Here is a 25625-nt window from a genome sequence, read left to right on the forward strand (position 1 = left end):
CATGCGCCAAGGTGTCGCCCTCGCCCTCGTGTCCGCGTCCGTGTCCCTGCTCGGCCTCTCCCCCGGCCGCGGCCCGGAGCCGCTGCCCGCGCGCATGGCGGACACCGGCGGCGGCACCCAGCTCATCACCGCCGCGGCGCCGGGCACCGACTCGGCGTCGGGGACGGTGACCTGGTGGGACCTGCGGGACGGGCAGTGGGTGGAGGCCGGCTCCGCGCCCGCCCGGTTCGGGGCGAACGGGCTGGTGGAGGGCGGCGCACGCGAGCAGGGCACGAACACGACGCCGACCGGGCTCTACGGCATCCCGTTCGGCTTCGGCATCAGGGCCGCCCCGGCCGGCACCCGCGTCGAGTACCGGCCGGTGACGGCCGCCTCCTGTGTGGTGCCAGGACAACGACTCCACGTCGTACAACCGCTGGACCGAGCCGCTGCCCGCCGACTGCCGGGCCTCGCGGTCGGAGGAACTGAGCTCCTACGACCCCCAGTACGGGTACGCGCTCGTCATCGGCTTCAACTACGAACGGCCGGTGCGCGGGCGCGGCGCGGGATCTTCCTGCACGTGAACGGCAAGGCCGCGACGGCGGGGTGCGTGTTGGTTCCGGAGGACGCGATGCGGAAGATCCTGAGCTGGGCGGATCCGGCCCGCGAGCCGCACATCGCGATCGGCACGACGGACGGCGCCACGGCCGTCACGCGGTACTGAGCAGCACCGTGAAGGTCGTCGATCCCGGCTTGCTCTCCAGTTCCACGCCTCCTCCGTGCGCCTCCACCACGGCCGCCACGATCGACAGCCCGAGTCCGGCGCCGCCGCCGGAGGCGCCCGCGCGACGGCGGTGCTCGGCGCGGGTGAAGCGTTCGAAGACCCCCGGCTGGACGTCCTCGGGGACGCCGGGGCCGTCGTCGTGGACCGAGAGGCGGGCCGTGCCCTGCCCGGCCGACAGGGTCACCGTCACCTCGGTGCCGGCCGGGGTGTGCAGCCGGGCGTTGGCCAGCAGGTTGCCCAGCACCTGGTGCAGACGGTGGGCGTCGCCCGTCACCGTCACCGGCTCCTCGGGCAGGTCGAGCGTCCAGCGGTGGCCGGGGCCCGCGGCCCGGGCGTCCGTCACCGCGTCCAGCACCAGCCGGGTCAGGTCGACCGGACGGCGCTCCAGGGGGCGGCCGGCGTCGAGCCGGGCCAGCAGGAGCAGGTCGTCGACCATCTCGCCCATGCGGGAGGACTCGGCGGCGATCCGCTCCAGGGCGCGGGTCACCTCCGCCGGCACCGGGCCCGGGTGCAGCAGGGCCAGCTCGGCGTGGCCGCGGACCGAGGCGACCGGGGTGCGCAGCTCGTGGCTGGCGTCGGCGGCGAAGCGGCGCAGCCGCTCCTCGCTGGCGTGCCGCTTGGTCAGCGCGCCCTCGACATGGCCCAGCATGCGGTCGAAGGCGGCCGCCACCCGGCCCACCTCGCTGCGCGGGTCGGACACCGGGGCGCGCGGCGGCAGGGCGACCTCGCCGCTGGCGAGCGGGAGTTCGCTGACCCGGGTGGCGGTGGCGGCGACCCGGCTGAGCGGGCGCAGCGACCAGCGCACCCAGAGCGCCCCGGCCACGCCGGTGATCACGAGGGCGAGTCCGAAGACGATGCCCGCCACCCGCTCCAGGCGGTGGACGGTGGCCTCGACGGGTTCCAGCGGGAGGCCGACGATCAGGACGTCCCCGTCCCGGCCGGGGGAGGCGATCACCCGGTAGTCGTGCAGTGCGGACAGCTCGATGGTGTGGGGGCGGCCGTCGGCCGGGAGCCGGGCGAGCCGCCGCTGGTCCGCGGCCGTCAGGTCGACGTCCAGGTCGGCGGACGGGTCGCCGGAGCGGATCAGTCCCTTGTGGGTCACCCTGCCGTCCAGCAGGCGGGCACCGAAGGTGCCGGTGGCCTGGCGACGGGTGTCGAGGTGCTCGTCGCCGTCGTGGTCCGTGCGCGGGGGGTCGTGCTCCATGCTCTCGGGGAACCGGGTGCCGACCTGGACGAGCTGCTCGTCGAGGCGCTGGGTCAGGAAGCCGTTCAGCTCGACGACCGCGGCGAGTCCCACGGCGGCGCAGCTCACGGCGAGCAGGACCACGAGGCCGACGGTGAGCCGTGCGCGCAGCGTGCGGGGGCGGGGCAGCCGGCGGAGGGCCCTCACCGGGTCACCGGCTTCAGTACGTAGCCCGCCCCGCGCACCGTGTGGATCATGGGTTCGCGGCCCGCGTCCACCTTCTTGCGCAGGTAGGAGATGTACAGCTCGACCACATGGGCCCGGCCGCCGAAGTCGTAGGACCAGACCCGGTCGAGGATCTGGGCCTTGCTGAGCACCCGGCGCGGGTTGCGCATGAGGAAGCGCAGCAGTTCGAACTCGGTCGGGGAGAGTTCGATCAGCTCCCCGGACCGGGTCACCTCGCGGGCCTCCTCATCCATCACCAGGTCGCCCACGACCAGCCGGGGCCCGTCCTCGAGCTGGCGGGCCATGCCGGCCCGGCGCAGCAGGCCGCGCAGCCGGGCGACCACCTCCTCGAGGCTGAAGGGCTTGGTGACGTAGTCGTCGCCGCCCGCGGTGATGCCGGCGATGCGGTCCTCGACCGCGTCGCGGGCGGTGAGGAACAGCACGCACACCTCGGGCTTCACCTCGTGCAGGCGCCGCAGCACGGTGAAGCCGTCGGTGTCGGGGAGCATCACGTCGAGGACGACGGCGTCGGGCAGCAGCTCGCGCGCGGCGCTGACCGCCGCGGCGCCGTCGCCGGCCGCGCGCACCTCCCAGCCCTCGTAGCGCAGGGCGCCGGTCAGCACCTCCGCGAGGTCGGGGTCGTCGTCGACGACGAGGACGCGCAGCGGGGTGCCGTCGGGTCGGGTGAGGGCGGGGTGCCCGGAGCGAGTGGTGTTCATGGCGTCTCCAGCATCGCGCGTGCGTCGCCCGGCGGGCCCCCGCTGGAGCTGTGAGTTTCCTCTGAGTCGGGCGGATCCCGGGCCGCTCAGAGGTTCCTCAGAGCTTGGGCACGCACAGTTGCCTGGCAGGACGACGGAAGGACGGCGCTCGATGACCACCGTGGAGACGGGACGGGCGGCCCCGGCGGGGCCCCGGACCGCGCGGCGCTCCCCCGCGGGGCCCCTACTGGCCGTGCTGTGGGCGGGGGCCGCCGGCTCGGTCGCCCTGTGGTGGACCGGTACCGGGTCCGTGGTCGGCGCGGCCGGCTGGCTGACCGGGGCCGGGCGGATCGCCGGCCTGCTGTGCGGGTACGCCTGCGCGGTGCTGGTCGGGCTGATGGCCCGGGTGCCGCTGCTGGAGGCGCGGGTCGGCTCGGACCGGGTGGCGCGCTGGCACGCGATGGCCGGCCGTTACACGATCTGCCTGCTGCTCGCGCACGTGGCGTTCGTCCTCGCCGGGTACGCGGCGCAGGACCGGGCCTCGCTGTGGCACGAGACGGTGACGGTGGTACTGCACTACCCGGACATGCTGAAGGCGACCGCCGGCACGGTGATGCTCGTGGCGGTCGGCGTCACCTCGGCACGGGCGGCGCGGCGCCGGACCAGTTACGAGTTCTGGTACTACGTCCACCTGCTGACGTACGCGGCCGTGTTCCTGGCCTTCTTCCACCAGCTCGCGCTGGGCGACCAGTTCAACGGCAGGCCGGTGGCCACCGCCCTGTGGTACGCGCTGTACCTCGGGGTGGCGGCCCTGGTGGTGTGGTTCCGGATCCTCGCGCCGGTGCGGCTCAACCGGCGCCACCGGCTGCGGGTGGACTCGGTGCACCAGGAGGCGCCGGGCGTGTACTCGGTCGTCGTGCGCGGCCGGCACCTGGACGAACTGGGGGCGCGGCCGGGGCAGTTCTTCCGCTGGCGGTTCCTGGGCGAGGGCCTGCGCTGGACGTCCACGCCGTACTCGCTGTCGGCGCCGCCGCGCCCGGACCTGCTGCGGATCACGGTCAAGGCGCTCGGTGACCACAGTGCGGCCGTGCCGCTGCTGCGGCCGGGCACACGGGTGTGGGCGGAGGGCCCGTACGGCTCCCTGACCGCCGACCGGGCCACCTCGCACCGCTCCCTGCTGATCGCCGCCGGCGTCGGCATCACCCCGCTGCGCGCGCTGTTCGAGACGCTGCCCGGAGAGGTGACCCTGCTGTACCGGGCCCGCGGCGCCGAGGACCTGGCGCTGGGCGGCGAACTGGAGGCGATCGCCCGCTGGCGCGGAGCCCGGGTGCTGTACGCGCTCAACGGACCGCGCGGGCAGCGCCCGGAGATCACCGCGGAGTCGCTGCGGGCGGCCTTCCCGGACCTGGCCGGGCACGACGTCTACATATGCGGCCCGCACGGCTTCGCGCAGGACGTGTACCGGGCGCTGCGGGCGGCCCGGGTGCCGGACCGCCGGATCCACCACGAGTCCTTCGAGCTGTGAGGATGCTTGCCGTGCACGCGTTGAACAAGAACCGTCCCCTGCGCCGCATCGTGCTGGCGAGCGCGGCCACCGTCTCCGGGATGGTGCTGCTGCTGTCGCTGAAGCCGCACGCCGGCCCGGCCCTCGCCGTCGGGAGCCCCGCTCCGGCGCCGACGAGCAGCAGCTCCGGCGCCTCCCCGGGGACGACGAAGGCGCCGGCCACCGGGACCTCGACGGTCACCGGTGACTCCGTCCAGACCCGCTGGGGCCCGGTCCAGGTGCGGGTGACGATCAGCGGCGGCAGGCTCACCGACGTCACCGCGGTCACCTACCCGACGCAGAACCCGCGCGACCAGGAGATCAACAGCTACGCCATCCCCCAGTTGCGGCGCGAGGCGCTGGACGCGCAGAGCGCGCGGATCGACTCGGTCTCCGGAGCCACGTACACCAGCGACGGTTACCGCCGGTCGCTCCAGTCCGCGCTGGACTCGGCGGGCCTCTGAACACTCGGCGCGCGCGGCGCGTATCTCTGGGCCAAGGGTCAAGTCCCCACGGAGGAACCGTGACCACCACGCTCGCAGGCGGACGTGCCGCCCGCCGCCAGACGATGCGCCGCATCCGCCCGCGTCGCTCCCCGGCCGTTCCGCTGCTGATCGCGGTCTGGGCGGGCGCCGCGGCCGTGTTGTGGCTCTGGTGGCACAACACCCCGGCCATCGCGGACGACAACGGCAGGATCCTGAACGCGGGCCGGATCACCGGTCTGCTGGCCGGCTATCTGATGGCGCTGGTCGTGCTCCAGATGGCACGGGTACCGGCGCTGGAGCGCCGGGTCGGCTCGGACCGGGTGGCCCGCTGGCACGCGATGAGCGGCCGTTACACGCTCTGCCTGATCGTCGCGCACGTGTTCCTCACCATGTGGGGCTACGCGCTGCAGGCGGGCCGGACGCTCGGTGACGTGGTGCAGCAGACCGTCGACTCCGTCAACCAGCTCCCGGACATGGGCAAGGCCGCCGTCGGCACGGGCCTGTTCGTGCTGATCGGGGTGAGCTCGGTGGGCGGGATCCGCCGCCGGCTGCCGTACGACGCCTGGTACCACGTGCATCTGCTGACGTACGCGGCGGTGTTCCTGACGTTCTGGCACCAGATCACCACCGGCAACGACTTCGCGGTCGAGCCGGTCGCCAAGACCTTCTGGTACGGGCTGTACGGCGCCGTCACGGCGCTGGTGCTCTGGTACCGGATCCTCACCCCGTTGCGGCTGAACATCCGTCACCGGATGCGTGTGGAGGCGGTGATCGAGGAGACGCCGGGCATCGTGTCGGTGCTGATCGGCGGGCGGAAGCTGCACCGGATGGGCGCGGAGGCGGGGCAGTTCTTCCGCTGGCGGTTCCTGGCCCCCGGGATGCGGTTCAGCTCGCACCCGTACTCGCTGTCGGCGGCGCCCCGGCCGGACATGCTGCGGATCACGGTCAAGGCGATCGGCGACCACAGCTCCCGGCTGCGCGAGCTGGCGCCCGGCACCCGGGTGTGGGCGGAGGGCCCGTACGGGGCGCTCACCGCGCAGCGGCGCAGCCGGGGCAAGGTGCTGCTGGTGGCGGGCGGGGTCGGCATCACGCCGATGCGGGCGCTGTTCGAGACGCTGCCCGGCGCGGCCGGTGACATCACCCTGCTGTACCGGGCCAACACCACCCAGGACCTGGCACTGTGGGACGAGCTGGCCGCGATCGCCGAGGAGCGGGGCGCCCGCCTGATGTACGCGGTCAACAGCCCGGACGGGGAGCGGCCGGACATCTCCGCGGAGAACCTCCAGCGGAAGATCCCGGACGTGGACCACCACGACGTCTTCATGTGCGGTCCGCCCGGGTTCGCGCAGTCCGTGTACGAGGCACTGCGCGAGGCCGGAGTCCCCGCGCGCCGTATCCACCACGAGTCGTTCGAGATGTGAGCGGGAGCTGCGAAGCGATGAGGAAGAGCCATCCCATTCGGCGCGTCGTGCTGGCCACCGCGGCCACGGTGTCCGGAGTCGTGCTGCTGCTGTCGCTGAAGCCCGCGTCGGACCCTGCCGCGGCGGCCGCCGCCGGTGCGGCCCCGCAGCCGGGCGCGGCCGCGCGGCCGTCGCCGCAGGGCGGACAGCGGGGCGGTGCGGCGGCGGGCACCGTCACCGGTGACGCGGCGCAGACGCAGTACGGAGCCGTGCAGGTGCGGCTGACCGTCGCGAACGGGAAGATCACCGGGGCGGAGGCGGTGCAGGCGCCCAAGGGCGGGGTCAGTGACCAGAAGACCGCGCTGGCCGTGCCCAGGCTCAACCAGGAGGCCGTGGCCGCCGGGAACGCCGACATCGACGCGGTGTCCGGCGCGACGTACACGAGCACCGGCTACAAGAAGTCACTGCAGTCGGCGCTGGACAAGATCAAGGCCTCGTCCCCGGGGTCGGGCGGCGAGACCGGCGCGGGCTCCGGTTCCTCGGGGGGCTCCGGTTCCTCGGGCGACTCGGGGGCCGCGCGGGCCCGGACCGTCACCGGCCGGACGGCGCAGACGCAGTACGGTCCGGTGCAGGTGAGGATCACGGTCAGCGGGGGCCGCATCACCCGGGCGGAGGCGGTGCAGGCGCCCGAGGGCGGGGTCAGCGGCCAGAAGACCACGCTGGCCGTGCCCAGGCTCAACCAGGAGGCCGTGGCCGCCGGGAACGCCGACATCGACGCGGTGTCCGGCGCGACGTACACGAGCACCGGCTACAAGAAGTCGCTGCAGTCGGCGCTCGACCAGGCCGGTGGCTGACCCGATGGACGAGCCGGCCGGCGCACCCGCCGCTGTGCGGCACGCGGAGGAGGTCATGGGGACCGTCTTCTCCTTCGACGTCCGCGGCGGACGGCCCGAGGCGGTGCGCGAGACGCTGGCCGCGGCGGTCGCCGGACTGCACCGGGCCGACGCGCTGTTCTCCACCTACCGCGAGGACAGCGAGCTGACCCGGCTGGTCCGGGGCGAGCTGACCGTGGCGCGGTGCGCGCCCGAGATGGCCGAGGTGCTGGAACTGGCGGCCGAGGCCGAACGGGTCAGCGAGGGCTGGTTCAGCCCCCGGTACCAGGGCGAGCTGGACCCGACCGGCATCGTGAAGGGCTGGGCGGCGGAACGGGCCGCCCGGCTGCTGGCGGCCGTGGACGGGGTGTGCGGGGTCAGTGTGAACGGCGGCGGCGACGTCCAGATGCTGGGCGCGCCGGAGCCGCAGCGGCCGTGGCGGGTGGGCGTGGCCGACCCGCTCCGGCCGGGCGGGCTGGCCGCGGTGGTCTCGGCGGCGGGCGTGGACGAGCTGTCCGTGGCCACGTCCGGTACGGCGGAGCGGGGCGCGCACATCGTGGATCCGCGCACCGGCCGCCCGGCGGTCACCGACCTGGTCTCGGTGACGGTGGTGGGGCCGCGGCTGACCTGGGTGGACTGCTGGGCCACGGCCGCGTTCGCGATGGGTTCGCGGGCGGGCCTGGCGTGGCTGGAGTCGCTGCCCGGCGTGGAGGGCCTGCTGATCACCGCCGGGGACGAGGTGCGGTGCACCGGGGGTCTGGCGGAGCGGCTGGGCTGAAAGTTCGATTTTGGTAAGTTTCCCCTCCGAACGCGATCCGGGTCCGGTGCTGGGACGTATCCCCTGTGAAGCGAGTCCCAGGAGGAACGCATGGCCATCTTCAGCAATCTCATGCCGGCCTACGGCCATGACCACGGCGACGACACGTCGTTCGACGGCGGATCGGGAACCGGATTCGGCCACGACGGCGGCGACCGTCACGACTTCGGCGACCGCCACGGACACGGCCACGGTGACGGCCACGGAAACGGCCACGGCGGCCACGGCGGCCACGGCGGCCACGGCCACGGCGGCTACTGATCGCATCCCGAGGCGGAGCGGCCCGGTGACCGAAGGCCCCGGCCCGCCCCGCCACCGACTTCCGAGGAACGCATGCCATGGCGCAGGTCCTGCGGCGGCTGCTGTCGGTGGGCGACACCTCCGACGCCGTGGTCGCCGCCGCTCCCCCGGTGCCCCTGCGCGAGGTCTTCCGGCGGTTCTGGCCCTACACCCGCGGCGGCCGGCGCTGGCTCGTGCCCCTCACCCTCTTCAGCCTGGCCGGGCCGGCCGTGGACGCGGCCGAGATCTGGCTCTTCAAGATCGTCGTCGACGACGTCCTCGTCCCCCGGGATCTGCGCCCCTTTCTGTGGATCGCGCCCGCCTACCTGGGACTCATCCTCTGCTCCGGCGTCCTGGGCTTCGGCGACAACGTGACGTCCACCTGGGTCAGCGAACGCTTTCTGCTCTCCCTGCGCTCCGACGTCTTCCGGCACGTCCAGGGGCTGTCGCTCGGCTTCTTCGAGCGCCGGCGGCTCGGCGACGTGCTGTCGCGGGTGACCGGCGACGTCGACGCGGTGGAGACGTTCCTGCTCTCCGGGGTGGCGGACGTCCTGTACTACGTGATCCGCCTGGGAGTCTTCCTCGGACTGCTGTTCTACCTGCGCTGGGACCTGACCCTGCTCGCCCTCGCCATCGTGCCGCTGTTCTGGGGTGCCGCCCGGCACTTCGCCAAGCTGATCAAGGCGGCGTCGCGGGAGCGCAGGCGGCGCAGTGGCTCGATCAGCGCGATCGCCGAGGAGTCCCTGGGCAACGTCGCCCTGGTCCAGGCGTACAACCGGCAGGGGTGGGAGGAGCGCCGGTTCGAGCTGGAGAACCTCGGCAGGTTCCGGGCGGCGATGGCGTCGGCCCGGATCCGTGCCGTCTACGGACCCGTCGTGGAGATCATCGAGATAACCGGCGGTATCGCCGTGATGGGCCTCGGCACCTGGAAACTGGCCCAGGGACAGCTCACGCTGGGCGGGCTGCTGGTCTTCCTGGCGCTGATCGGCAAGCTCTACGGCCCGGTCCGCGGCCTGTCCCGTCTGGGCACCACCTTCTACGCGGCCTCCGCCTCGGCCGAGCGGATCATCGAACTGCTGGACCAGCGGCCGCAGGTCGTCGAGGCCCTGCACCCCCGGCGCATCGGCCGGGCCCGCGGCGAGGTGGAGTTCGACGGCGTCCGGTTCCGCTACCCCGGGACCGCGTCCTGGGCCCTGTCGGACGTGTCCTTCGAGGTGGCACCGGGTCAGACGCTGGCACTGGTCGGGGCCAGCGGGGCGGGCAAGTCGACGGTCGCGAAGCTGCAACTGCGCTTCTACGACCCCGACCGGGGGGCGGTCCGCCTCGACGGCCGGGACCTGCGGGAGCTCAGCCTGTCCGACGTACGGGACAGCGTCGCCGTCGTGCTGCAGGAGACGCTCGTCTTCCACGGCACCGTGCGGGAGAACATCGCCTACGGCCGGCCCGAGGCGTCGGAGGCGGAGATCGTCGCGGCGGCCCGCGCGGCGGACGCGCACGAGTTCATCGAGCTGCTTCCGGAGGGGTACGACACGCTGGTCGGGCAGCGGGGCCGGACGCTCTCCGGCGGTCAGTGCCAGCGGCTGGCCATCGCCCGGGCGATGATCCGGGACGCCCCCGTGCTGGTGCTGGACGAGCCGACCACCGGGCTCGACGCCCGCTCGGGCCGGCGGATCATGGACCCGCTGCGCCGGCTCATGGCCGGCCGGACCACCGTCGTGATCTCCCACAACCTGCTGACCGTCCAGGACGCCACGCGCATCGTGGTGCTGGACCACGGCCGGGTCGTCGAGCAGGGGGCCCACGCCGAACTGCTCGGTCACGACGGACCCTACGCTCGGCTGCACCGGCTGAACGCCCCGCACGGTGTCCCCTCGCCGGGACGGGTTCCGACATGAGCGCCCCCGCCGCGCGGGAAGCGGCCCCGGCTCTGGCCCCGGGTACGCGGCCGGTCCCCGGCTACGAGATCCTGGGCCTGCTGACCCGCACCCGCTGGCTGGACGTCCACGACGCCTGGAGCGAGGAGCGCGACTGCCGGTGCGTGATCAAGGTGCTGCGTCCGGACCGGCGGGGCGAGGCCGACCTGGGCGAGCGGCTGCTGCGGGAGGGCCGGTGGCTGCGGGAGTTCAGCCACCCCCATCTGGTCCGCGGCTACGAGGCCTTCGAGTCGCCGGAGCCGCTCGTGGTGCTGGAGACCCTGACCGGGGAGACGCTGTCGCACCTGGTGCGGCGGCTGCGGCACCGGGCCTCCGCGGCCGACGTGGCGCTCCTCGGGGTCCAGCTCTGCTCCGCCGTCCACTACCTGCACCGCCGGGGCCTGCTGCACCTGGACCTCAAACCGTCCAACGTGGTGGTGGACCGCGGGTACGCGAAGGTGCTGGACCTGAGTGTGGCGCGGCCTCCCGGCCCGGCGCCCGCCGGGGTGGGCACGGTGCGCTACCTGTCCCCGGAACAGGCCCGCGGCGAGCCGCTCACGGCCGCCGCCGACGTGTGGGGCATCGGGGTCACCCTGTTCGAAGTGGCCTGTGGAGAGCCGCCGTTCGGCCGCGACGACGCTACCGGGGACCCCGCCGGACGGCGCTGCCCGCAACCGGAGCGGACCGCCCCGCCCGTCGCCTCCCGCCGCCGCCTGCCGGGCGACCTGGCCGCCGCCGTGGAGGCCTGCCTGCGTCCGGCCGCGCGCGCCCGGCCCTCGCTCACCGATCTGTCCGCCGCCCTCGGGTCCACCCGGCCGGGCAGCCGCCCCGGCGGCTGACACCGGACCGGCAGGGGCGTCCCGGGCTCACGCCTCTCCGGTGCGGACCTGGCCGCTCTGCAACGGGGCCGTGGCGAGGACGGTGCCGTCCGGAGAGGTCAGGCGGGCGCCCGACACCGCGGCGGGATCGACGGCGGCCGCCGCGCCCCAGGCGCCGCGCCCCTCGTGCATCGGGAACTCGCCGAGCCGGACCGTCGTACCGTCGGGGCGCTCCAGGAGACAGGTCACCTCGCCGTCGTACGCGGCGCCGGAGCCCGTCAGGTCGACGGACATGAACACCCAGCCGGGGCTCCCGGGATGGGCGTAGACCTCGCCCGCGGGCCGGGACCCGGCACCGGCCGAGGTCAGATCGCCGACCAGCATGGTCTCCGTCCCGGCGGGAGCCGCGGGCGCGGCCGTGACCGCCTCGATGGCGGTGCCGATCCCCCAGCCGGCGAACCCGAAGGCCACGGCGAACGCGACCGCCACGGAGGCGAGCCGCAGCCGGACCCGCCGGGTGCGTCCGCGCAGCCCCGCACGGAGGGGGGCGCGCACGGCCGGGCGCCCCTCGTGCGCCGTCGCGTCCCGGGTCAGGGCGCCCGCCACCCGGGTCTCGAAGCCGAGCGGCGGCTCCCGGTCCGGCAGCAGCCCGACCAGCCGGTCGCCGACGAGGGTCAGGTGCTCGACGTACTCGCGGCACTCCGCGCAGCGGTCCAGATGCTCGACGGCCGCGGCGCGCTCGCGGCCGTCGAGCACGCCCAGCGCCAGCTCGGCGCCGAGCTGCCGCAGCCGCCCGCAGGTCACCTCACTGGACATGGTTGCCTCGCTTCGGAGCCGCGAGGGTGGTCCGCAGTTTGCCCATGGCCGCCCTGATCCGCGTCTTGGCGGTGCCCAGCGGGATCCGCTCCCGGTCGGCGATCTGCTGGGCCGTCATTCCGTAGACACCCGCCATCACCAGGGCACGCGCCTGTTCCCGCGGCAGCCGCGCCAGGGCGGCCCGGAGCTGGGACGAGGCCTCGTCGGCCAGTGCCCACCGCTCGGGGGTCTCGGTGACGACGCCCAGGAGCGCCTCGATGTCCTCGGGCGCCACCGCCTGCGCCCGCCGGGCGCGGACGGCGTCGATGGCGAGGTTGTGCGCGATGGTGGTCAGCCAGGTCGTGACCGACCCGCGGCGCGAGTCGTAGATCTGCGCGTGACGCCAAGCGCGCTCGAACGTCTGCTGGGCGATGTCCTCGGCGAGCTGCGGATCACCGGTGACGGTCATCGCGACACCGAAGACCCGGTGCTGGAACCTCCGTACGAAGGCGACGGCGAGTTCCTGGTCACCGGTGGACAGCCCGGACAGCAGAGCCTCGTCCGGAAGGCGGTCCACCGGTGTCCCGTAACCCGACACACCTCTGTATACGGCCGGCCGACGCCTGGGGATTGCACCCCGGCTCCGGAAGATCACACGGCCATTGTCCGCCGGGCGGACGGGACCCGCACGCGGGTCACTGCCCGCCGTTCTGCGCCAGCCGCAGCAGGTGGTCCGCGAGCGCCTGCCCGCCGTCCGGGTTCCGGCTGATGAGCAGCAGCGTGTCGTCGCCGGCGATGGTGCCGAGGATGTCGTGCAGCTCGGCCTGGTCGATCGCGGAGGCGAGGAACTGGGCCGCGCCCGGCGGGGTGCGCAGCACCACGAGGTTGGCGGAGGCCTCGGCGGAGATCAGCAGCTCCTGGGAGAGCCGCCGCATCCGCTCCTCCTTCGCCGACTCCCCCAGCGGAGCGCGCGGGGTACGGAAGCCGCCCTCGCTGGGTACCGCGTAGATCAGGTCGCCGTCGTTGTTGCGGATCTTCACCGCGTTCAGCTCGTCGAGGTCCCTCGAGAGCGTCGCCTGGGTGACGCTCAGCCCGTCGTCGGCGAGCAGCTTCGCGAGCTGGCTCTGGGACCGCACCGGCTGCCGGTTGAGGATGTCCACGATCCGGCGGTGGCGGGCGGTGCGGGTCTGCGGCACGGCGGGCCCGGCACCCGCCGCCTGCTCGTGGTCCTGCGCCTGGCTCATCGTCGTCTCATTCCCCGGATCGTCCGTCCCCGTCGGCTGCGTCGAGGATGCCGGGCAGTGCCCGCAGCAAGGCGCCCGTCTCGTCGTCGCGCAGGTTCAGCGGCGGCATGAGCCGCACGACGTCGGGAGCGGGCGCGTTCACCAGGAACCCGGCCTCCTGGGCCGCCTGCTGCACCTTCGGCGCGTGCGGCCCGGTGAGCACGATACCCAGGAGCAGTCCCGCGCCCCGGACATCATCGATCATCGGGTGGCCCAGCGCCTCGATTCCGTCGCGCAGCTTCTCGCTCTGCCGCTTGACGTTCGCCAGCAGCCCCTCGCCGGCGATGGTGTCCAGCACCGCGAGTCCGGCGGCGCAGGCGACCGGGTTGCCGCCGAAGGTGGTGCCGTGCTGGCCGGGCCGGAGCAGTTCGGCGGCGCGCCCGAAGGCGACCGTGGCGCCGAGCGGCAGCCCGCCGCCCAGCCCCTTGGCCAGCGTGACGACGTCCGGCAGGACGCCCTCGTGGGCCTGGTACTCGAACCAGTTGCCGGTCCGGCCGACGCCGGTCTGCACCTCGTCGAGCACCAGCAGGGCACCGGTGGCGGCGGTGATGGCGCGGGCGGCCTTGAGGTAGCCGGCCGGGGGCACCACGACCCCGTTCTCGCCCTGGATCGGCTCGATGACGACGAGGGCCGTCTCCTGCGTCACCGCGGCGGCCAGCGCCTGCGCGTCGCCGTACGGGACGTGGGTGACGTCGCCGGGCAGCGGCAGGAAGGGCTCTTGCTTGGCGGGCTGGCCGGTGAGCGCGAGGGCGCCCATCGTCCGTCCGTGGAAGCCGCCGCGGGTGGCGACCATATGGGTCCGCCCCGTGAGCCTGCCGATCTTGAAGGCGCCCTCGTTGGCCTCGGCCCCCGAGTTGCAGAAGTAGACCCTTCCGTCCCGGCCGAAGAGCTGGAGCAGGCGCTCGGCGAGGGCGACCGGCGGCTCGGCGACGAACAGGTTGGAGACGTGGCCGAGGGAGCCGATCTGCCGGCTGACGGCCTCCACCACGGCCGGGTGTGCGTGGCCGAGGGCGTTGACGGCGATGCCGCCGACGAAGTCGAGGTACTCCTTGCCGTCGGCGTCCCACAGCCGCGCGCCCGCACCGCGTACGAGGGGCAGCCGGGGGGTGCCGTAGTTGTCCATGAGCGCGCCCTGCCACCGCGCGGTCAGCTCCTGGTTGCCGGTCATGGCTGCTCCCCCTGCGTCTCGTCGGGCACGACCATCGTGCCGATGCCCTCGTCGGTGAAGATCTCCAGCAGGATCGAGTGCTGCACCCGGCCGTCGATGACACGGGCGGTGCGCACGCCGTTGCGCACGGCGTGCAGGCAGCCCTCCATCTTGGGGACCATGCCGGCGGACAGCTCCGGCAGCAGTTTCTCGAGCTGGGAGGCGGTGAGGCGGCTGATCACCTCGTCGGAGTGCGGCCAGTCCTCGTAGAGGCCCTCGACATCGGTGAGCACCATGAGGGTCTCGGCCCCCAGTGCCGCAGCGAGTGCCGCAGCCGCCGTATCAGCATTGACGTTGTAGACATGTCCGTCGTCCTGTGACCTGGCGATCGAGGACACGACCGGGATGCGGCCGTCGGCGAGCAGTGCCTCGATGGCGCCGGTGTCGATCTCGGTGATCTCGCCGACCCGCCCGATGTCCACCAGCTCGCCGTCGATCTCGGGCTGGTGCCTGGTGGCGGTGATGGTGTGGGCGTCCTCGCCGGTCAGGCCGACGGCGAGGGGACCGTGCTGGTTGAGCAGGCCGACCAGTTCGCGCTGCACCTGCCCGGCGAGCACCATCCGCACGACATCCATGGCGTCCTCGGTGGTGACCCGGAGGCCGGCCTTGAACTCGCTGACGATGCCGTGCCGGTCGAGGGCCTGGCTGATCTGCGGACCGCCGCCGTGCACCACGACCGGCTTGAGGCCGGCGTGCCGCAGGAAGACGACGTCCTGGGCGAAGGCGGCCTTCAGGTCCTCGTTCACCATGGCGTTGCCGCCGAACTTGATGACGACGGTCCTGCCGTGGTGCCGGGTCAGCCAGGGCAGGGCCTCGATGAGGATCTCGGCCTTGGGCAGTGCCGTGTGTTTCCGCGTCGTGGTCATGAGGAGTAGGCGCTGTTCTCGTGGACGTAGTCGGCGGTCAGGTCGTTGGTCCAGATGGTCGCGGTCTCGCCGCCCTCGGCGAGGTCGGCGACGATGTGCACCTCGCGGTAGCGCATGTCGACCAGTTCGCGGTCCTCGCCCACGGAACCGTTCCGGCAGACCCAGACGCCGTTGATGGCGACGTTCAGCCGGTCGGGATCGAACGCGGCCCCCGTGGTGCCGATGGCGGACAGGACGCGGCCCCAGTTGGGGTCCTCGCCGTGGATCGCGCACTTGAGCAGGTTGTTGCGCGCGATGGAGCGGCCGACCTCGACGGCGTCGTCCTCCGTGGCGGCGTTGATCACCTCGACCCTGATGTCCTTGCCGGCGCCCTCGGCGTCGCCGATGAGCTGCCGGCCGAGGTCGGCGCAGACCTGCCGGACGGCCTCGGCGAACTCGTCGTACCCGGGGGTGACGCCGGAGGAGCCGGAGGCGAGCAGGAGCACGGTGTCGTTGGTGGACATGCAGCCGTCGGAGTCGACGCGGTCGAAGGTGACCCGGGTCGCGGCGCGCAGCGCCTTGTCCAGCACCTCGCTGCCGAGGTCGGCGTCGGTGGTGAGGACGACCAGCATGGTGGCGAGGCCCGGCGCGAGCATGCCCGCGCCCTTCGCCATGCCACCGACGGTCCAGCCCTCCTTGGTGACGACGGACGTCTTGTGGACGGTGTCGGTGGTCTTGATGGCGATGGCGGCCTTCTCGCCGCCGTGCTCGCTCAGGGCGGCGGCGGCCGTCTCCACTCCCTTCAGGAGTCCGTCCATCGGGAGCAGCACACCGATGAGCCCGGTGGAGCAGACGGCGACCTCGATGGCGCCCCGGCCGAGCACCTCGGCCGCCTTCTCGGCGGTGGCGTGGGTGTCCTGGAAACCCTTGGGGCCGGTACAGGCGTTGGCGCCGCCGGAGTTCAGGACCACGGCCGACACCTGGCCGCTCTTGAGGACCTGCTCGGACCACAGCACCGGCGCTGCCTTCACGCGGTTGGAGGTGAAGACGCCCGCTGCGGCACGGCGCGGCCCGTCGTTGACCACGAGGGCCAGGTCCGGGTTGCCGTTCTCCTTGATCCCGGCGGCGATGCCCGCCGCCGTGAACCCCTTGGCTGCCGTGACGCTCACTGCATCTCCTTGTTCGCCCCGCCGCGGTAGCGGCTGATGTCACGGCCGCCCGCGCAGCACAGCGGCGCGGCCGTCGTCGTCCGCGGCCCGGCGGCCGCACGCGCGTTTCTCACGGTGCGACTCCGGTCGTGGAAAGTCCCGTGGTCTCCGGGAGACCCAGGGCCGTGTTCATGCTCTGCAGGGCACCGCCCGCGGTGCCCTTGGTCAGGTTGTCGATGGCACTGATCGCGACGACGCGGCCCGCGGCGGCGTCGAACGCGACCTGCACCTGCACGGCGTTGGAGCCGTACACGGACGCCGTGGCCGGCCACTGCCCCTCGGGGAGCAGGTGGACGAAGGGCTCGTCGGCGTAGGCCTTCTCGTAGGCGGCGCGGACGGACTCCGCCGTCACCCCGGCCAGAGCCTTCGCGCTGCACGTGGCGAGGATGCCGCGCGGCATCGGCGCGAGGGTCGGGGTGAAGGAGACCGAGATCCGCTCCCCCGCCACCCCGCTGAGGTTCTGGATCATCTCGGGGGTGTGCCGGTGGCCGCCGCCGACGCCGTACGGCGTCATGGAGCCCATGACCTCGCTGCCGAGCAGGTGCGGCTTGGGCGCCTTGCCCGCGCCGGAGGTGCCGGACGCGGCGACGACCACGGCCTCGGGCCCGACGAGGTGGGCCGCGTAGGCGGGATACAGGGCGAGGGAGACCGCGGTCGGGTAGCAACCGGGTACCGCGATGCGCTTGGACCCCTCCAGCGCGGCGCGGGCACCCGGCAGTTCGGGGAGGCCGTAGGGCCAGGTACCGGCGTGCGGGGAGCCGTAGAACCGCTCCCAGTCGGCCGGGTCCCTCAGCCGGAAGTCGGCACCCATGTCCACCACGAGGACGTCCGGCCCGAGCCGCTCGGCGACGGCGGCGGACTGCCCGTGGGGCAGCGCCAGGAAGACGACGTCGTGCCCGGCGAGGTTCTCCGGCGTGGTCTCGGCCAGCACCCGGTCGGCCAGCGGCAGCAGGTGCGGCTGGAGCGCGCCGAGCCGCCGGCCGGCGTTGGACCCTCCGGTCAGGGCACCGATCTCGACCTCGGGGTGCGCGAGGAGCAGCCGCAGGACCTCACCGCCCGCGTACCCGCTCGCCCCGGCCACCGCCGCACGTACCGCCATGTCCACCCTCCTCCGGATGGCATGACTATACGTATTGCTGCACGTTTATGCAATGACCGTCGGAGTCCGGTGGATCCACCGGTGCGACGGAGATTTTTAGTTGGCACATGGAGAACGCTGGTTGGCAAATCTTGGTCCCGTCACGCTGTGTTGCGGGCAGTACCAGCGAAACGCCTCCGTCGCCGGTCGAGTGGTGCTTGTCTGGATGAGTGGGCGAGGCAGCGAGAGCGAAGATCCCGTCGGATTCAAGTCAGCTGGACCACCTTGTCACGGCGTACGACGGGGACGCCGGACTGCGGGATCGGCTGCGGCTCGGGGACGACTGGCCGCGTCGGTGGAGTTCGACGTGGCAGGTGGGCGCCGACGAGGTCTGCTGGCCGGTCCGGGACATGGCTCACGTACCGGTGATGTCGTCCCGGCCGATGCGGGGGTTCACGTGGCGGGCGAAGCAGCGGCACCGCCCCGGCCTGGAGGCGATGGCGTCAGCGGGCGGGAAGCATGGCTTCGAGTCGCTGAAGGAAGTGAGCCTGCTGGTCGCGCTGGACTTCTTGAGGGCATCGGAAGTGCTGTCGCAGCCGTTCCGGCTTGATTTCGAGCATGCGGGCGGGCGTGCTTGGCACATCCCGGACTTCCTGGCCGTGATCGGCGGTGGGATGTGGTTGCTGGACGTCCGCCCGATGGAGCTGATCAAGGAAGAGGACGCGCTGAAGTTCGCGGCGGCCAGGGAAGTGGCGGCTGCCTGCGGCTGGCGGTACTCGGTGGTCGCGGGCTGGCGACCGCATGTCTGGAGCGTCCTTGACCACCTGTCCTCGCGCCGGCGGCCGGCGAGGGACCTTCTCGGCATGCGCGAGCAGCTGCTCACCGCTATCAGCGGGCAGAAGGGGCAGGCGATGACGTTCTCCGACCTGGCGGAGGCGACCAGCGTGCCTTCCGTTGGCCGGGCGAACATCGTCCGGCTGCTCTGGCACCGCGAGCTCGGCGTTGACCTGGGCAGTCCCTTGCGCCACAGCTCACTGATCTGGGCGGTGTGATGGCAACGAGGCGATTCTTGCAGATCGCGCCGGGTAGGCGGGTCGCGCTCAATGGCGTCGAGTGGACGGTTGACGACGTCCACGGTCAACTCGGCCGGCTCGTCCTCGTGGATGACGACGGCCGCGCGGAGACCCGCTCGTTCCGTTGGCTCATCAACCATGCTGACCTGCGGCTTCTTCCGGCAGTCGAGTCAGGGCGCCCGCCGCCGGTCGCCCGGCAGCCGAGGACACTGGCCGACTTGACCAAGGACCAGTTAGAGCGGGCCCGGCTGCGGGCGGCGCACGTGCTGGAGGCCGAGACGGGGTTCCGGGAGGGCCACCCGGCTCGGGCCCTGCCGGGTGAGCCCCGGCCGGCCTACGATCCGGACCGCACGACGTTGACTCAGCGTCGGTACGCGAAGGCTGCGGAGATAGAGGCGATGCCCCGTCCCGAGGCGGTCCGGTGCGGTCTGCAGCACCTCAGCTACCGGACGCTGGTACGTCTGTCGGGACTGGCGGGCGACAGTCTCCTGCTGGCCTGCGCGGACGGGCGCTGGACGCGGCGACGCAGCGGGCACCGCACCATCACGAAGGAGGTCCGGGAGGCGATCTTCGCAGTAAAGGCCGAGTGCGGCCCACGCGCCCGCCTGAGCCAGGGTGCCAAGCACCGGTTGATGCACCAGTACATGCGTGAGCGGTTCCCGACGTTTCCCACTGAGAAGATCCCTTCACGCTGGACGCTCGCGGCCGTCTGGAAGGAGTGGTTCGGGCCCGGCGGAGCCCGGCCGCGTTACGGGCGGACGGCGGAGGCGGCCGCGGAGGCCGGGGTCTCCGGCCGGGTGGTGGTCCACAGGCCGGGCCAGGTTCTGGTGCTGGACTCGACCCCGATGCCGGTGAAGCTGCGCGAGACCGTGTTCGGCGACGCGATCACCGCGACGCTGACCCTCGCACTCGATCTCTACACGCACGGGCTGCCGGCCTTCCGGCTCACGCTCCAGTCCGACACCTCGGTCGACATCGCGATGCTGCTGCGGGACGTGATGCTGCCGCTTCCGATGCGGGACGGCTGGGGCGAGGACATGGAATGGCCCTACGCAGGGGTGCCGGCCGAGGTGATCGCCGAGTTCACCGGGCACCGGGTCGCCGCTCTGCCGTTCTTTGCCCCGGAGACGGTCACCACCGACCACGGCGGCCCCTACAAGAATCACGACCTGGTGGAAGCCGAAACGGAGATCGGCTGCCGGATCCTGCCTGCTCGCGTCCTGCGGCAGACCGACAAGTTCGCGGTCGAGCGCCAGTTCCTCACCATCCAGACCATGCTCTTCGAGCACCTGCTGGGATTCACCGGCGGTGACGTCGCGGACCGCGGGGCCGACCCGGAACGCGATGCGAGCCTCACGCTCGCGCAAGCCGAGCACATCATCGCGACCTGGATCGTCCAGATCTGGCAGAACCGTAAACTAGGCGAATACGCCCCGAGTTGGGCACCGGGTGAAGACCACAGCCCCAACACCCTGTTCGCTGCCGCGATGGAACAGGGCGGCTTCGACCTGGACTTCCCCGAACCGAGCTTCTACTACAAGGTCCTGCGCAAACACCACGTGAAGATCCATCCTCGTCGCGGGGTGAAGATCCTCGGGCTCTGGTATCACCACCCGGTCTTCGACGAGCCGCGCTTCCAGCAACCCTCCGCCCGGGGCGGCGAACACGCGGGCAAGTGGGTTGTCCGCAGTGACCGGAGGGACCGCCGGCAGGTGTTCTTCCAGGACCCTGCCGACCACGAGACCTGGCACATTCTGCGCTGGAGAGGCCTGCCGCCCGAAGGTGAGATCCCTGCTTTCTCGGACAAGACTGCCGACGCCCTGCTGACACACGTGAGGGCGAACAAGATCAGGGTCCATTCCGAGAGCGAGCTCCTGGAACATCTGCTCGGGATCCTCGGCTCGGTCACCCCAGTCGACCAATGGCCCAGCCAGGCCAAGAGGAAGGCCGGAAAGAAGCAGCGCGTCGCCCAAGCCCGCGAGATCACCCGCGCACAGGCTGCGGCCGCTGACCGCCCCGCCGCACCCGCCATCGCGGATGAGCTAGCTCCGGCTGAGATGCCCGCGGCCTGGGCCGAGCACGCCCGCACGATCGACCACGCGGTCGACGCCGACCGCCGTCGACGACGCGAAGAAGCCCTCTCCGACGTCAAGCCCGTGGCCCCGGCAACGCTGCACGAGGCCCTGAACCGGCGTCCCATGTTCCGGCTTCCGCCCCCCGACGACTCGGAAGCCGATACACCTGTCCAGGAGGACCACACGTGACCCGAGCCCTCTCTCACGATGATCCACTGGACGGTCTGCCTTCACGAGCCAGGATCGCCGAGCTGATCCTGGGCAGCCGCCCGCCCCTCGACACCTACGTTGGCTGGCAGCACTACCGCACCCACTACGACCTACTCGTCCCCGCTCCGACGATCTCCCCGCAAAAGTGGTCGATGCTCCCTGAGAGCCGCCGGTACGACTACGACCTCTACCGGGAGCTGACGAACGCGAACCTCCCGCTGCAGGACACCCCCATGCATGACAAGGTCGGCAAGCTGATCCGGCGCCGGTTGAGCGGCAACACGAGGAAGAAGAACGCCCCGACCCGCGCCGGCGTCATGATCAGCGGCTGGGGCAACTACGGCAAGACCGCGTCTGTCTGCTCAGCCGGGGCCGTCTTCGAAAAGCAGTGGCTTGAACTCCACAGCCACCTCAACCCCCAGGCTCTGCCGGGCACCCGCGATCTCCACGCACCGGTCGTCTATGTCTCGACCCCGGTGACAGCAACGCCGAAAAGCCTTTGCACGTCGATCTTAGGCTTCTTCCGGGCCCCGACGCGCAAGTCGGCCACGCTGCCGGAACTGGTACGGCAGGTCGCCGACTCCCTTTACGACCATGGCGTCAAAGCTCTGATTCTGGACGACATCAGCCGGCTGCGGATGCACAGAGCCGACGACCAGGACGTCCTCGACCTGATGCGGGCCCTTATGAGCCTGGACGTCACTCTGATCCTGACCGGCGTCAACATCTCCGGCATCGGGCTGCTGCGTGAGGCCAAGTGGAACAAGAAGACCCGGCAATGGGAGATGCCACCGCTGGAGTCGACCCGCATCCACGGTTTGGAGGTCACCCAGACGGAACACCGCTTCGAGCTCATCGAGATCGACCGGTTCCGCTACACCACCCCGAAACAGATCGCGGCCTTCGTCAATCACCTAAAGGGAATCGAGAAGCACCTGCGGCTGATGAACGCGACGCAGGGCATGCTCACCGGCGGCGGTATGCCGGAGTACTTGATGCGTCGCACCGGCGGTGTCATCGGCCTGCTGGGACGCCTGCTCGAAGACGGCGCCCAGGAAGCCATGGACTCCGGGAAGGAAATGATCGACGAGAGCCTGCTGGACGAGATCGTGCTCCGGCGGGACGAGCCCGAGCAGCCGCCGGACGCGGGGATCACCGCCGAAGTCCTTGGCGAGTTCGGGGTGTGCCTCGGCAAGGCACTCAAAGAGTTTCCCGGTCTCGCGCCGGTCTGCCTCACGCTGGTATGCCGCAGCCAGTGCATCGACCGCCTGCGCGTAGGCCTGCGCATCGCGGGCCGCTGCGGCATCCGCCGCGCGCTGCAGCTCGTCGACGCCATGCGGGTGGGGCGGCGGAATGCTCTTGAGGAGTTCTTCGAAGCGTTGTGTTGCGGCCCTGCTGTGCAGGAGTTGACGGGCCTGGGCCGTGGCCTGGCGGATGTCGCGCCACTGCTCGGCGGTGGTGACCGATGTCTGGATTCCGTCGGCCAGCAGGGTTGCGTGGACCTGGCGGATGACCTCCACGCAGGTGTCGATGGCTTGCAGGATGACGGCCCTGTCCAAGAGCTCGGACGTCATCAGTTCGGCGGTGTCCTGTCCGACGGCCGATCCGACGCCAGTCCACCGGCCGCGCAGGGTTCGGGCGTGGGCGCGCATCTCCAGTTGCCGTACGACCGCGGTGATGTGCTCTCGGCCGGCTGGCGCCATGCCTTCCACCCGGCACTGTTCGAGGAGGAAGCGGGCCTGCTTGACGGCGGCCGGCCGGGGCCATCGCGTGTTCAGTTTTCCGGTGCGCAGGACGTGTTGGTCTAGATTGCGGCCGGCGATGAGGAGTTCCTTCTCCTCACTTTCGGAGAGGCGGGGGATCTCTACTTCCGGGAAGGATGCGGCGGCTATCTCGTCGTGGGTCTGCTGTGCACGTTGTGAGGCGTTTCGGATGCTGTCCCACAATTGCTGCCATCGCTGGGCGATGCCGTCCTGCAGCGCGCGCGTGGACCAGGTATCCGCCTGCCAGGAGATGGGGTCCGCGGACAGCCCTACCCTCTGCAGGGCCTGCTGAGCTCGGTCGAGGAGGGCTTCCAGCACCATGAGCCGCGCGTCACCGCGGTCCGCCAGCTCCTGCGCCAGCGGTGTGACCGGCTCGCGGCCGACGGCTTCCTCGGCTCCTTGAAGTTCCGTGATGCAGTGGGAAACCTCCAGCGAGTCCGGCAGCGTGGCAGGGTCCGGGCAGTACTGGATGCGGGCGTCGAGGAGTCCGGGACCGTGCTGGGTGACGAGCAGCCACAGTCGCTCAGCTTCGTCCGTGGTCAGGGGCGGGACCTGTGGGGCCCGGACATCCAGGGGCGGCAGCCACCGATATTCGGCTGCGCCGCGTTCCACTGCCTGCACAATGTCGTCGAGCCGCCCTCGGTAGCCGGGCGCGATCTCAGGGTGCTCGTACCACTCGATTTCACGGACCTGACGCAGGCGGTCTTGGAGTTTGGCCTGCTCCGCCATGAGCTGTTGCCGCTGCGTCTGCTGATCGTCAATGCGCTGTTGGAGCCGATCGAGGTTCGTTGTCGCGTTCAGGTGCGCCAAGGCTCCCAGCGACTGGCTCAGATCGGAGTTACCGCCCTGCCACTGATCGCCTTGGATCACGCACATGCTGCGCAGCTGGGACGGCAGCTGGTCGCGCAGCACATTCAGAGCCTGGCTCTTCGCACTGGTGACCAGCACTCGCTTGCCGTCCGCGAGGAGCGCGGCGATCAGATTGCTGATGGTGTGCGTCTTTCCGGTGCCCGGCGGGCCCTGGACCACGACACTGGTGTCGCGCTGCAGCCGGTCCAAGACATCGCGCTGGGCAGCGTTGGTGATCATCGGGAACAGCGGATCCGGTCCCAGTGCCGGCGGCACGGAGCCATTCCTGCTCCCCCAGGCCGTCCGGTGCTCCGGTTCAAGGTCATACAGCAACTGCGCCAGTCCCAGAGGAGCCTGTGCTCCGGGACGTTTCAGCGCCCGGGCGATGCTCTCGTAGAAGCCGAGGACGGAGCGCTGGCTGTGTTCGCGCAGGATGAGTGCGGGCGCAAGATGCAGTGACCGCGTCTGGGGTTCAGCGGTGAGGTCGGGGTGCTGGCCGGTTGTTGCGTCGAACGGGAGTACGCGGTCCACTCCGAAAGCGCGCTGCGCCCACGAGCGCACGGCCTGTGCCGCCCGGTCCGACAACGGGTGGAAGGGGACGTCCTCGACAGCGGAGCGAACAACCCCCAGCAGCTCCGACGTGTAGCCGTCGGACTCGCTGAGGAAGTCGGTGTCTTCCAGACGGCCGGGATGCTCCGGCACCAGAGAAACGGTCACGTTGATCGATGCCGGTTCAACGGTGAGGGTCACCGGTGTTGTCACGATGTGCCTGCGGACCCGGGCCGAGGGACGCTGGGCTCCTAGTTGCAAAAGACCTACGGCCAGAACTACTTCGAAGGTGTCGCTGTCCTGCTCGATCTTCTTGGCCATCCGGTACAGCTGCTGGTGCAGTCGCCGTTGCGGCTCGGCCGCCAGCTCTTCCTGCGACCATCGCATCCACTTGCCGACCCACGTCTCGTACGCTTTGCGTTCTTCGGATCTGCCGCCCTCCAGTGCTGGCTGGTTCTCCTCCACAGCCGCCTGGCCGTCGACCATTTGACGGTCATTCGGTGTGTTGTCAATCAGGCCAGGAGGTTGCGGCCCGGCGGTGGCGGCGGCCTCGGCGGACACCCTGCCATGCAGGATCGCCGGCAGCCGCGGTGCCTCTTGGGGCGGACGGTGCTTGACCACCATGATGCGAGGATCAGCGTCCGCAGCACGGCGCACGGTCCCATCGGGAGCGTCCGCGAGCCACACCGTTTCCGGGTACTTGGCACAGTCGCGGATGGTCTTGGAGATGGCGCCCCGCACCAGCTCCTGCAGACAGTCGATCAAGACGCGAGTGTCGCGGACGGCTTTGGGATCCCTGCCATCTCGTACTGCCGGGCGGGCCATCACATCCCCCAAACGCCTACCACTGTGGCAAGCCTTTCAGGATCCATGGCCGCTGCACGCCAGGCAATGTGGGGGGACTCACGCACAACCATTTCCGGACATGAAGACAGTCCGGTGTGCCTCTCTCTCGGTCCTGCCGGGCTATGAATGGATCAGCGACTGCAGCACGGCGCATCACGAGACGGCACAGGCCCACGCTCAGAGAGGGAGACACCCTGGCCACAGCCTTCCGTCGCAAGTTCTAGCTGTATCGAGCCGCGGCGTTATTCACGCGGCTGATCGGTGGCTGGCCGCCGAGTGCAGTGTGGCAGCGGTGGTAGTTGTAGGTGTGCAGGAAGTCTGCCAGGGCCTCTGTGCGTTCGGTGTTGCTGGTGTAGGGCCGCAGGTAGGCCCACTCGTCGAGCAGGGTGCGGTTGAAGCGTTCGGCCTTGCCGTTGGTCTACGGCCGGTAGGCGCGGGTGAGCTTGCCGGTCCACGCCGAGGAGATCCCGGGCCTGCTGGAGCGACTGGCCGCGGTGCCCGATCCCCGAAATCCGCGCGGCGTGCAGCATGCTCGGGCCGTCGTACCCGCACTGACCGCGTACGCGGTTCTGACCGGAGCGGCCTCCCTGCTGGCGGTCGGCGAGTGGATCGCAGACGCCCTGCCGTCTGTCCTAGAAAGCCTTGGCATACGGCCCGAACCGCTGTGCCCGAAGCGGAGCCGGCCGTCGGTGGCTACGGTACGGCTGTCACGGGAACGCCCTCCCGCAGTGGTCGGTAAGCCCGGACGCCTGCAACGGACTGGCAGCGCCGTCCCGTACCCACCGCCTGTACGCACGTGAAGGCACCTGGGCGGGATCAACGCAGGGCTCCGGCAAAGTCGTCTGGCA

The 25625-nt window shown here is 71.5% G+C and carries 21 protein-coding genes and 3 pseudogenes; 13 read left to right on the forward strand and 11 right to left on the reverse strand.

What is annotated here, in order from left to right:
* Position 1 precedes the first annotated feature (1 nt).
* Positions 2-703: pseudogene (locus tag MXD57_RS11705) on the forward strand (L,D-transpeptidase family protein).
* Here the strand turns inward: MXD57_RS11705 and MXD57_RS11710 are convergent.
* Positions 690-2153, reverse strand: coding sequence for a sensor histidine kinase (locus MXD57_RS11710; protein ID WP_250401294.1), 1464 nt, complete (start codon positions 2151-2153; stop codon positions 690-692). The pseudogene MXD57_RS11705 and the gene MXD57_RS11710 overlap by 14 nt on opposite strands.
* On the reverse strand, positions 2150-2890 hold the full coding sequence (locus MXD57_RS11715; RefSeq protein ID WP_250401295.1) for a response regulator transcription factor: 741 nt from the start codon (positions 2888-2890) through the stop codon (positions 2150-2152). Before MXD57_RS11715 ends, MXD57_RS11710 begins: the two co-directional genes overlap by 4 nt.
* 151 nt (positions 2891-3041) lie before the next feature.
* Between MXD57_RS11715 and MXD57_RS11720 the strand changes: the two genes are divergently transcribed.
* From MXD57_RS11720 to MXD57_RS11755, 8 genes are all read left to right on the forward strand, one after another.
* Positions 3042-4394 (forward strand): ferredoxin reductase family protein, encoded by a 1353-nt coding sequence (locus MXD57_RS11720; RefSeq protein ID WP_250401296.1) that lies wholly within the window; start codon positions 3042-3044, stop codon positions 4392-4394.
* An 11-nt stretch (positions 4395-4405) separates the two neighbouring features.
* Positions 4406-4876, forward strand: coding sequence for an FMN-binding protein (locus MXD57_RS11725; protein WP_250401297.1), 471 nt, complete (start codon positions 4406-4408; stop codon positions 4874-4876).
* A gap of 59 nt (positions 4877-4935) precedes the next feature.
* Positions 4936-6318, forward strand: coding sequence for a ferredoxin reductase family protein (locus MXD57_RS11730; protein ID WP_250401298.1), 1383 nt, complete (start codon positions 4936-4938; stop codon positions 6316-6318).
* A gap of 17 nt (positions 6319-6335) precedes the next feature.
* Complete coding sequence (locus tag MXD57_RS11735; RefSeq protein WP_250401299.1) at positions 6336-7151, forward strand: FMN-binding protein; 816 nt, start codon at positions 6336-6338, stop codon at positions 7149-7151.
* A 4-nt stretch (positions 7152-7155) separates the two neighbouring features.
* Positions 7156-7947, forward strand: coding sequence for an FAD:protein FMN transferase (locus MXD57_RS11740; RefSeq protein ID WP_250401300.1), 792 nt, complete (start codon positions 7156-7158; stop codon positions 7945-7947).
* Between the two features lie 90 nt (positions 7948-8037).
* Positions 8038-8247, forward strand: coding sequence for a hypothetical protein (locus MXD57_RS11745; protein ID WP_250401301.1), 210 nt, complete (start codon positions 8038-8040; stop codon positions 8245-8247).
* A gap of 77 nt (positions 8248-8324) precedes the next feature.
* The gene (locus MXD57_RS11750; RefSeq protein WP_250401302.1) at positions 8325-10160 is read left to right on the forward strand and encodes an ABC transporter ATP-binding protein; all 1836 of its coding nucleotides are present in this window, start codon (positions 8325-8327) and stop codon (positions 10158-10160) included.
* Positions 10157-11017 carry a serine/threonine-protein kinase gene (locus tag MXD57_RS11755; protein WP_250401303.1) on the forward strand — a complete coding sequence of 287 codons (861 nt, stop codon included), beginning with the start codon at positions 10157-10159 and terminating at the stop codon, positions 11015-11017. The genes MXD57_RS11750 and MXD57_RS11755 overlap by 4 nt, the downstream gene beginning before the upstream one ends.
* A 27-nt stretch (positions 11018-11044) precedes the next feature.
* Here the strand turns inward: MXD57_RS11755 and MXD57_RS11760 are convergent, their stop codons facing one another.
* The 7 genes from MXD57_RS11760 to argC all read right to left on the reverse strand — a co-directional run bounded on the left by MXD57_RS11760 (position 11045) and on the right by argC (position 17433).
* Positions 11045-11812, reverse strand: a complete 768-nt coding sequence (locus tag MXD57_RS11760; protein WP_250401304.1) for a hypothetical protein — start codon at positions 11810-11812, stop codon at positions 11045-11047.
* Entirely contained in the window at positions 11802-12389 is a 588-nt protein-coding gene (locus MXD57_RS11765; RefSeq protein ID WP_250401305.1) for an RNA polymerase sigma factor, read from the reverse strand. The genes MXD57_RS11760 and MXD57_RS11765 overlap by 11 nt, the downstream gene beginning before the upstream one ends.
* A 97-nt stretch (positions 12390-12486) precedes the next feature.
* The gene (locus MXD57_RS11770) at positions 12487-13035 is read right to left on the reverse strand and encodes an arginine repressor (RefSeq protein WP_250401306.1); all 549 of its coding nucleotides are present in this window, start codon (positions 13033-13035) and stop codon (positions 12487-12489) included.
* 7 nt (positions 13036-13042) lie between these two features.
* A complete protein-coding gene (locus MXD57_RS11775) occupies positions 13043-14242 on the reverse strand; it encodes an acetylornithine transaminase (RefSeq protein WP_250401307.1) in 1200 nt (399 codons plus the stop codon).
* Positions 14239-15147 (reverse strand): acetylglutamate kinase, encoded by a 909-nt coding sequence (gene argB / locus MXD57_RS11780; protein WP_250401308.1) that lies wholly within the window; start codon positions 15145-15147, stop codon positions 14239-14241. Before argB ends, MXD57_RS11775 begins: the two co-directional genes overlap by 4 nt.
* Entirely contained in the window at positions 15144-16295 is a 1152-nt protein-coding gene (argJ, locus tag MXD57_RS11785) for a bifunctional glutamate N-acetyltransferase/amino-acid acetyltransferase ArgJ (protein ID WP_250401309.1), read from the reverse strand. The genes argB and argJ overlap by 4 nt, the downstream gene beginning before the upstream one ends.
* 109 nt (positions 16296-16404) lie before the next feature.
* A complete protein-coding gene (gene argC, locus MXD57_RS11790; RefSeq protein ID WP_250401310.1) occupies positions 16405-17433 on the reverse strand; it encodes an N-acetyl-gamma-glutamyl-phosphate reductase in 1029 nt (342 codons plus the stop codon).
* Between the two features lie 209 nt (positions 17434-17642).
* Between argC and MXD57_RS11795 the strand changes: the two genes are divergently transcribed.
* From MXD57_RS11795 to MXD57_RS11805, 3 genes and pseudogenes are all read left to right on the forward strand, one after another.
* Complete coding sequence (locus MXD57_RS11795; protein ID WP_374114684.1) at positions 17643-18464, forward strand: TnsA-like heteromeric transposase endonuclease subunit; 822 nt, start codon at positions 17643-17645, stop codon at positions 18462-18464.
* Positions 18464-20749, forward strand: a complete 2286-nt coding sequence (locus MXD57_RS11800; RefSeq protein WP_250401312.1) for a transposase — start codon at positions 18464-18466, stop codon at positions 20747-20749. Before MXD57_RS11795 ends, MXD57_RS11800 begins: the two co-directional genes overlap by 1 nt.
* Before the next feature lie 338 nt (positions 20750-21087).
* A pseudogene (locus MXD57_RS11805) lies at positions 21088-21435 on the forward strand (TniB family NTP-binding protein); the annotation flags it as partial.
* 249 nt (positions 21436-21684) lie between these two features.
* Here the strand turns inward: MXD57_RS11805 and MXD57_RS11810 are convergent.
* Together MXD57_RS11810 and MXD57_RS11815 are read right to left on the reverse strand one after the other, a co-directional pair.
* Positions 21685-24696, reverse strand: coding sequence for an AAA domain-containing protein (locus tag MXD57_RS11810; RefSeq protein ID WP_250401313.1), 3012 nt, complete (start codon positions 24694-24696; stop codon positions 21685-21687).
* A 301-nt stretch (positions 24697-24997) separates the two neighbouring features.
* Positions 24998-25222: pseudogene (locus tag MXD57_RS11815) on the reverse strand (integrase core domain-containing protein); the annotation flags it as partial.
* Here MXD57_RS11815 and MXD57_RS11820 point away from each other — a divergent pair.
* Positions 25215-25577, forward strand: coding sequence for a transposase family protein (locus MXD57_RS11820; protein WP_308290710.1), 363 nt, complete (start codon positions 25215-25217; stop codon positions 25575-25577). The pseudogene MXD57_RS11815 and the gene MXD57_RS11820 overlap by 8 nt on opposite strands.
* The last annotated feature ends 48 nt before the right edge of the window (positions 25578-25625 follow it).

The organism is Streptomyces cellostaticus, assembly GCF_023630175.1.
GTDB lineage: Bacteria > Actinomycetota > Actinomycetes > Streptomycetales > Streptomycetaceae > Streptomyces > Streptomyces cellostaticus_A.

Excerpts from the sequence above, each read along its gene's own strand:
- MXD57_RS11735 (WP_250401299.1), top strand. The coding sequence starts at position 6,336 with ATGAGGAAGAGCCATCCCATTCGGCGCGTCGTGCTGGCCACCGCGGCC.
- MXD57_RS11715 (WP_250401295.1), bottom strand. The coding sequence starts at position 2,890 with ATGAACACCACTCGCTCCGGGCACCCCGCCCTCACCCGACCCGACGGC.
- MXD57_RS11740 (WP_250401300.1), top strand. The coding sequence starts at position 7,156 with ATGGACGAGCCGGCCGGCGCACCCGCCGCTGTGCGGCACGCGGAGGAG.
- MXD57_RS11800 (WP_250401312.1), top strand. The coding sequence starts at position 18,464 with ATGGCAACGAGGCGATTCTTGCAGATCGCGCCGGGTAGGCGGGTCGCG.
- MXD57_RS11760 (WP_250401304.1), bottom strand. The coding sequence starts at position 11,812 with ATGTCCAGTGAGGTGACCTGCGGGCGGCTGCGGCAGCTCGGCGCCGAG.
- MXD57_RS11755 (WP_250401303.1), top strand. The coding sequence starts at position 10,157 with ATGAGCGCCCCCGCCGCGCGGGAAGCGGCCCCGGCTCTGGCCCCGGGT.
- argB (WP_250401308.1), bottom strand. The coding sequence starts at position 15,147 with ATGACCACGACGCGGAAACACACGGCACTGCCCAAGGCCGAGATCCTC.
- argC (WP_250401310.1), bottom strand. The coding sequence starts at position 17,433 with ATGGCGGTACGTGCGGCGGTGGCCGGGGCGAGCGGGTACGCGGGCGGT.
- MXD57_RS11775 (WP_250401307.1), bottom strand. The coding sequence starts at position 14,242 with ATGACCGGCAACCAGGAGCTGACCGCGCGGTGGCAGGGCGCGCTCATG.
- MXD57_RS11770 (WP_250401306.1), bottom strand. The coding sequence starts at position 13,035 with ATGAGCCAGGCGCAGGACCACGAGCAGGCGGCGGGTGCCGGGCCCGCC.
- MXD57_RS11745 (WP_250401301.1), top strand. The coding sequence starts at position 8,038 with ATGGCCATCTTCAGCAATCTCATGCCGGCCTACGGCCATGACCACGGC.
- MXD57_RS11750 (WP_250401302.1), top strand. The coding sequence starts at position 8,325 with ATGGCGCAGGTCCTGCGGCGGCTGCTGTCGGTGGGCGACACCTCCGAC.
- MXD57_RS11720 (WP_250401296.1), top strand. The coding sequence starts at position 3,042 with ATGACCACCGTGGAGACGGGACGGGCGGCCCCGGCGGGGCCCCGGACC.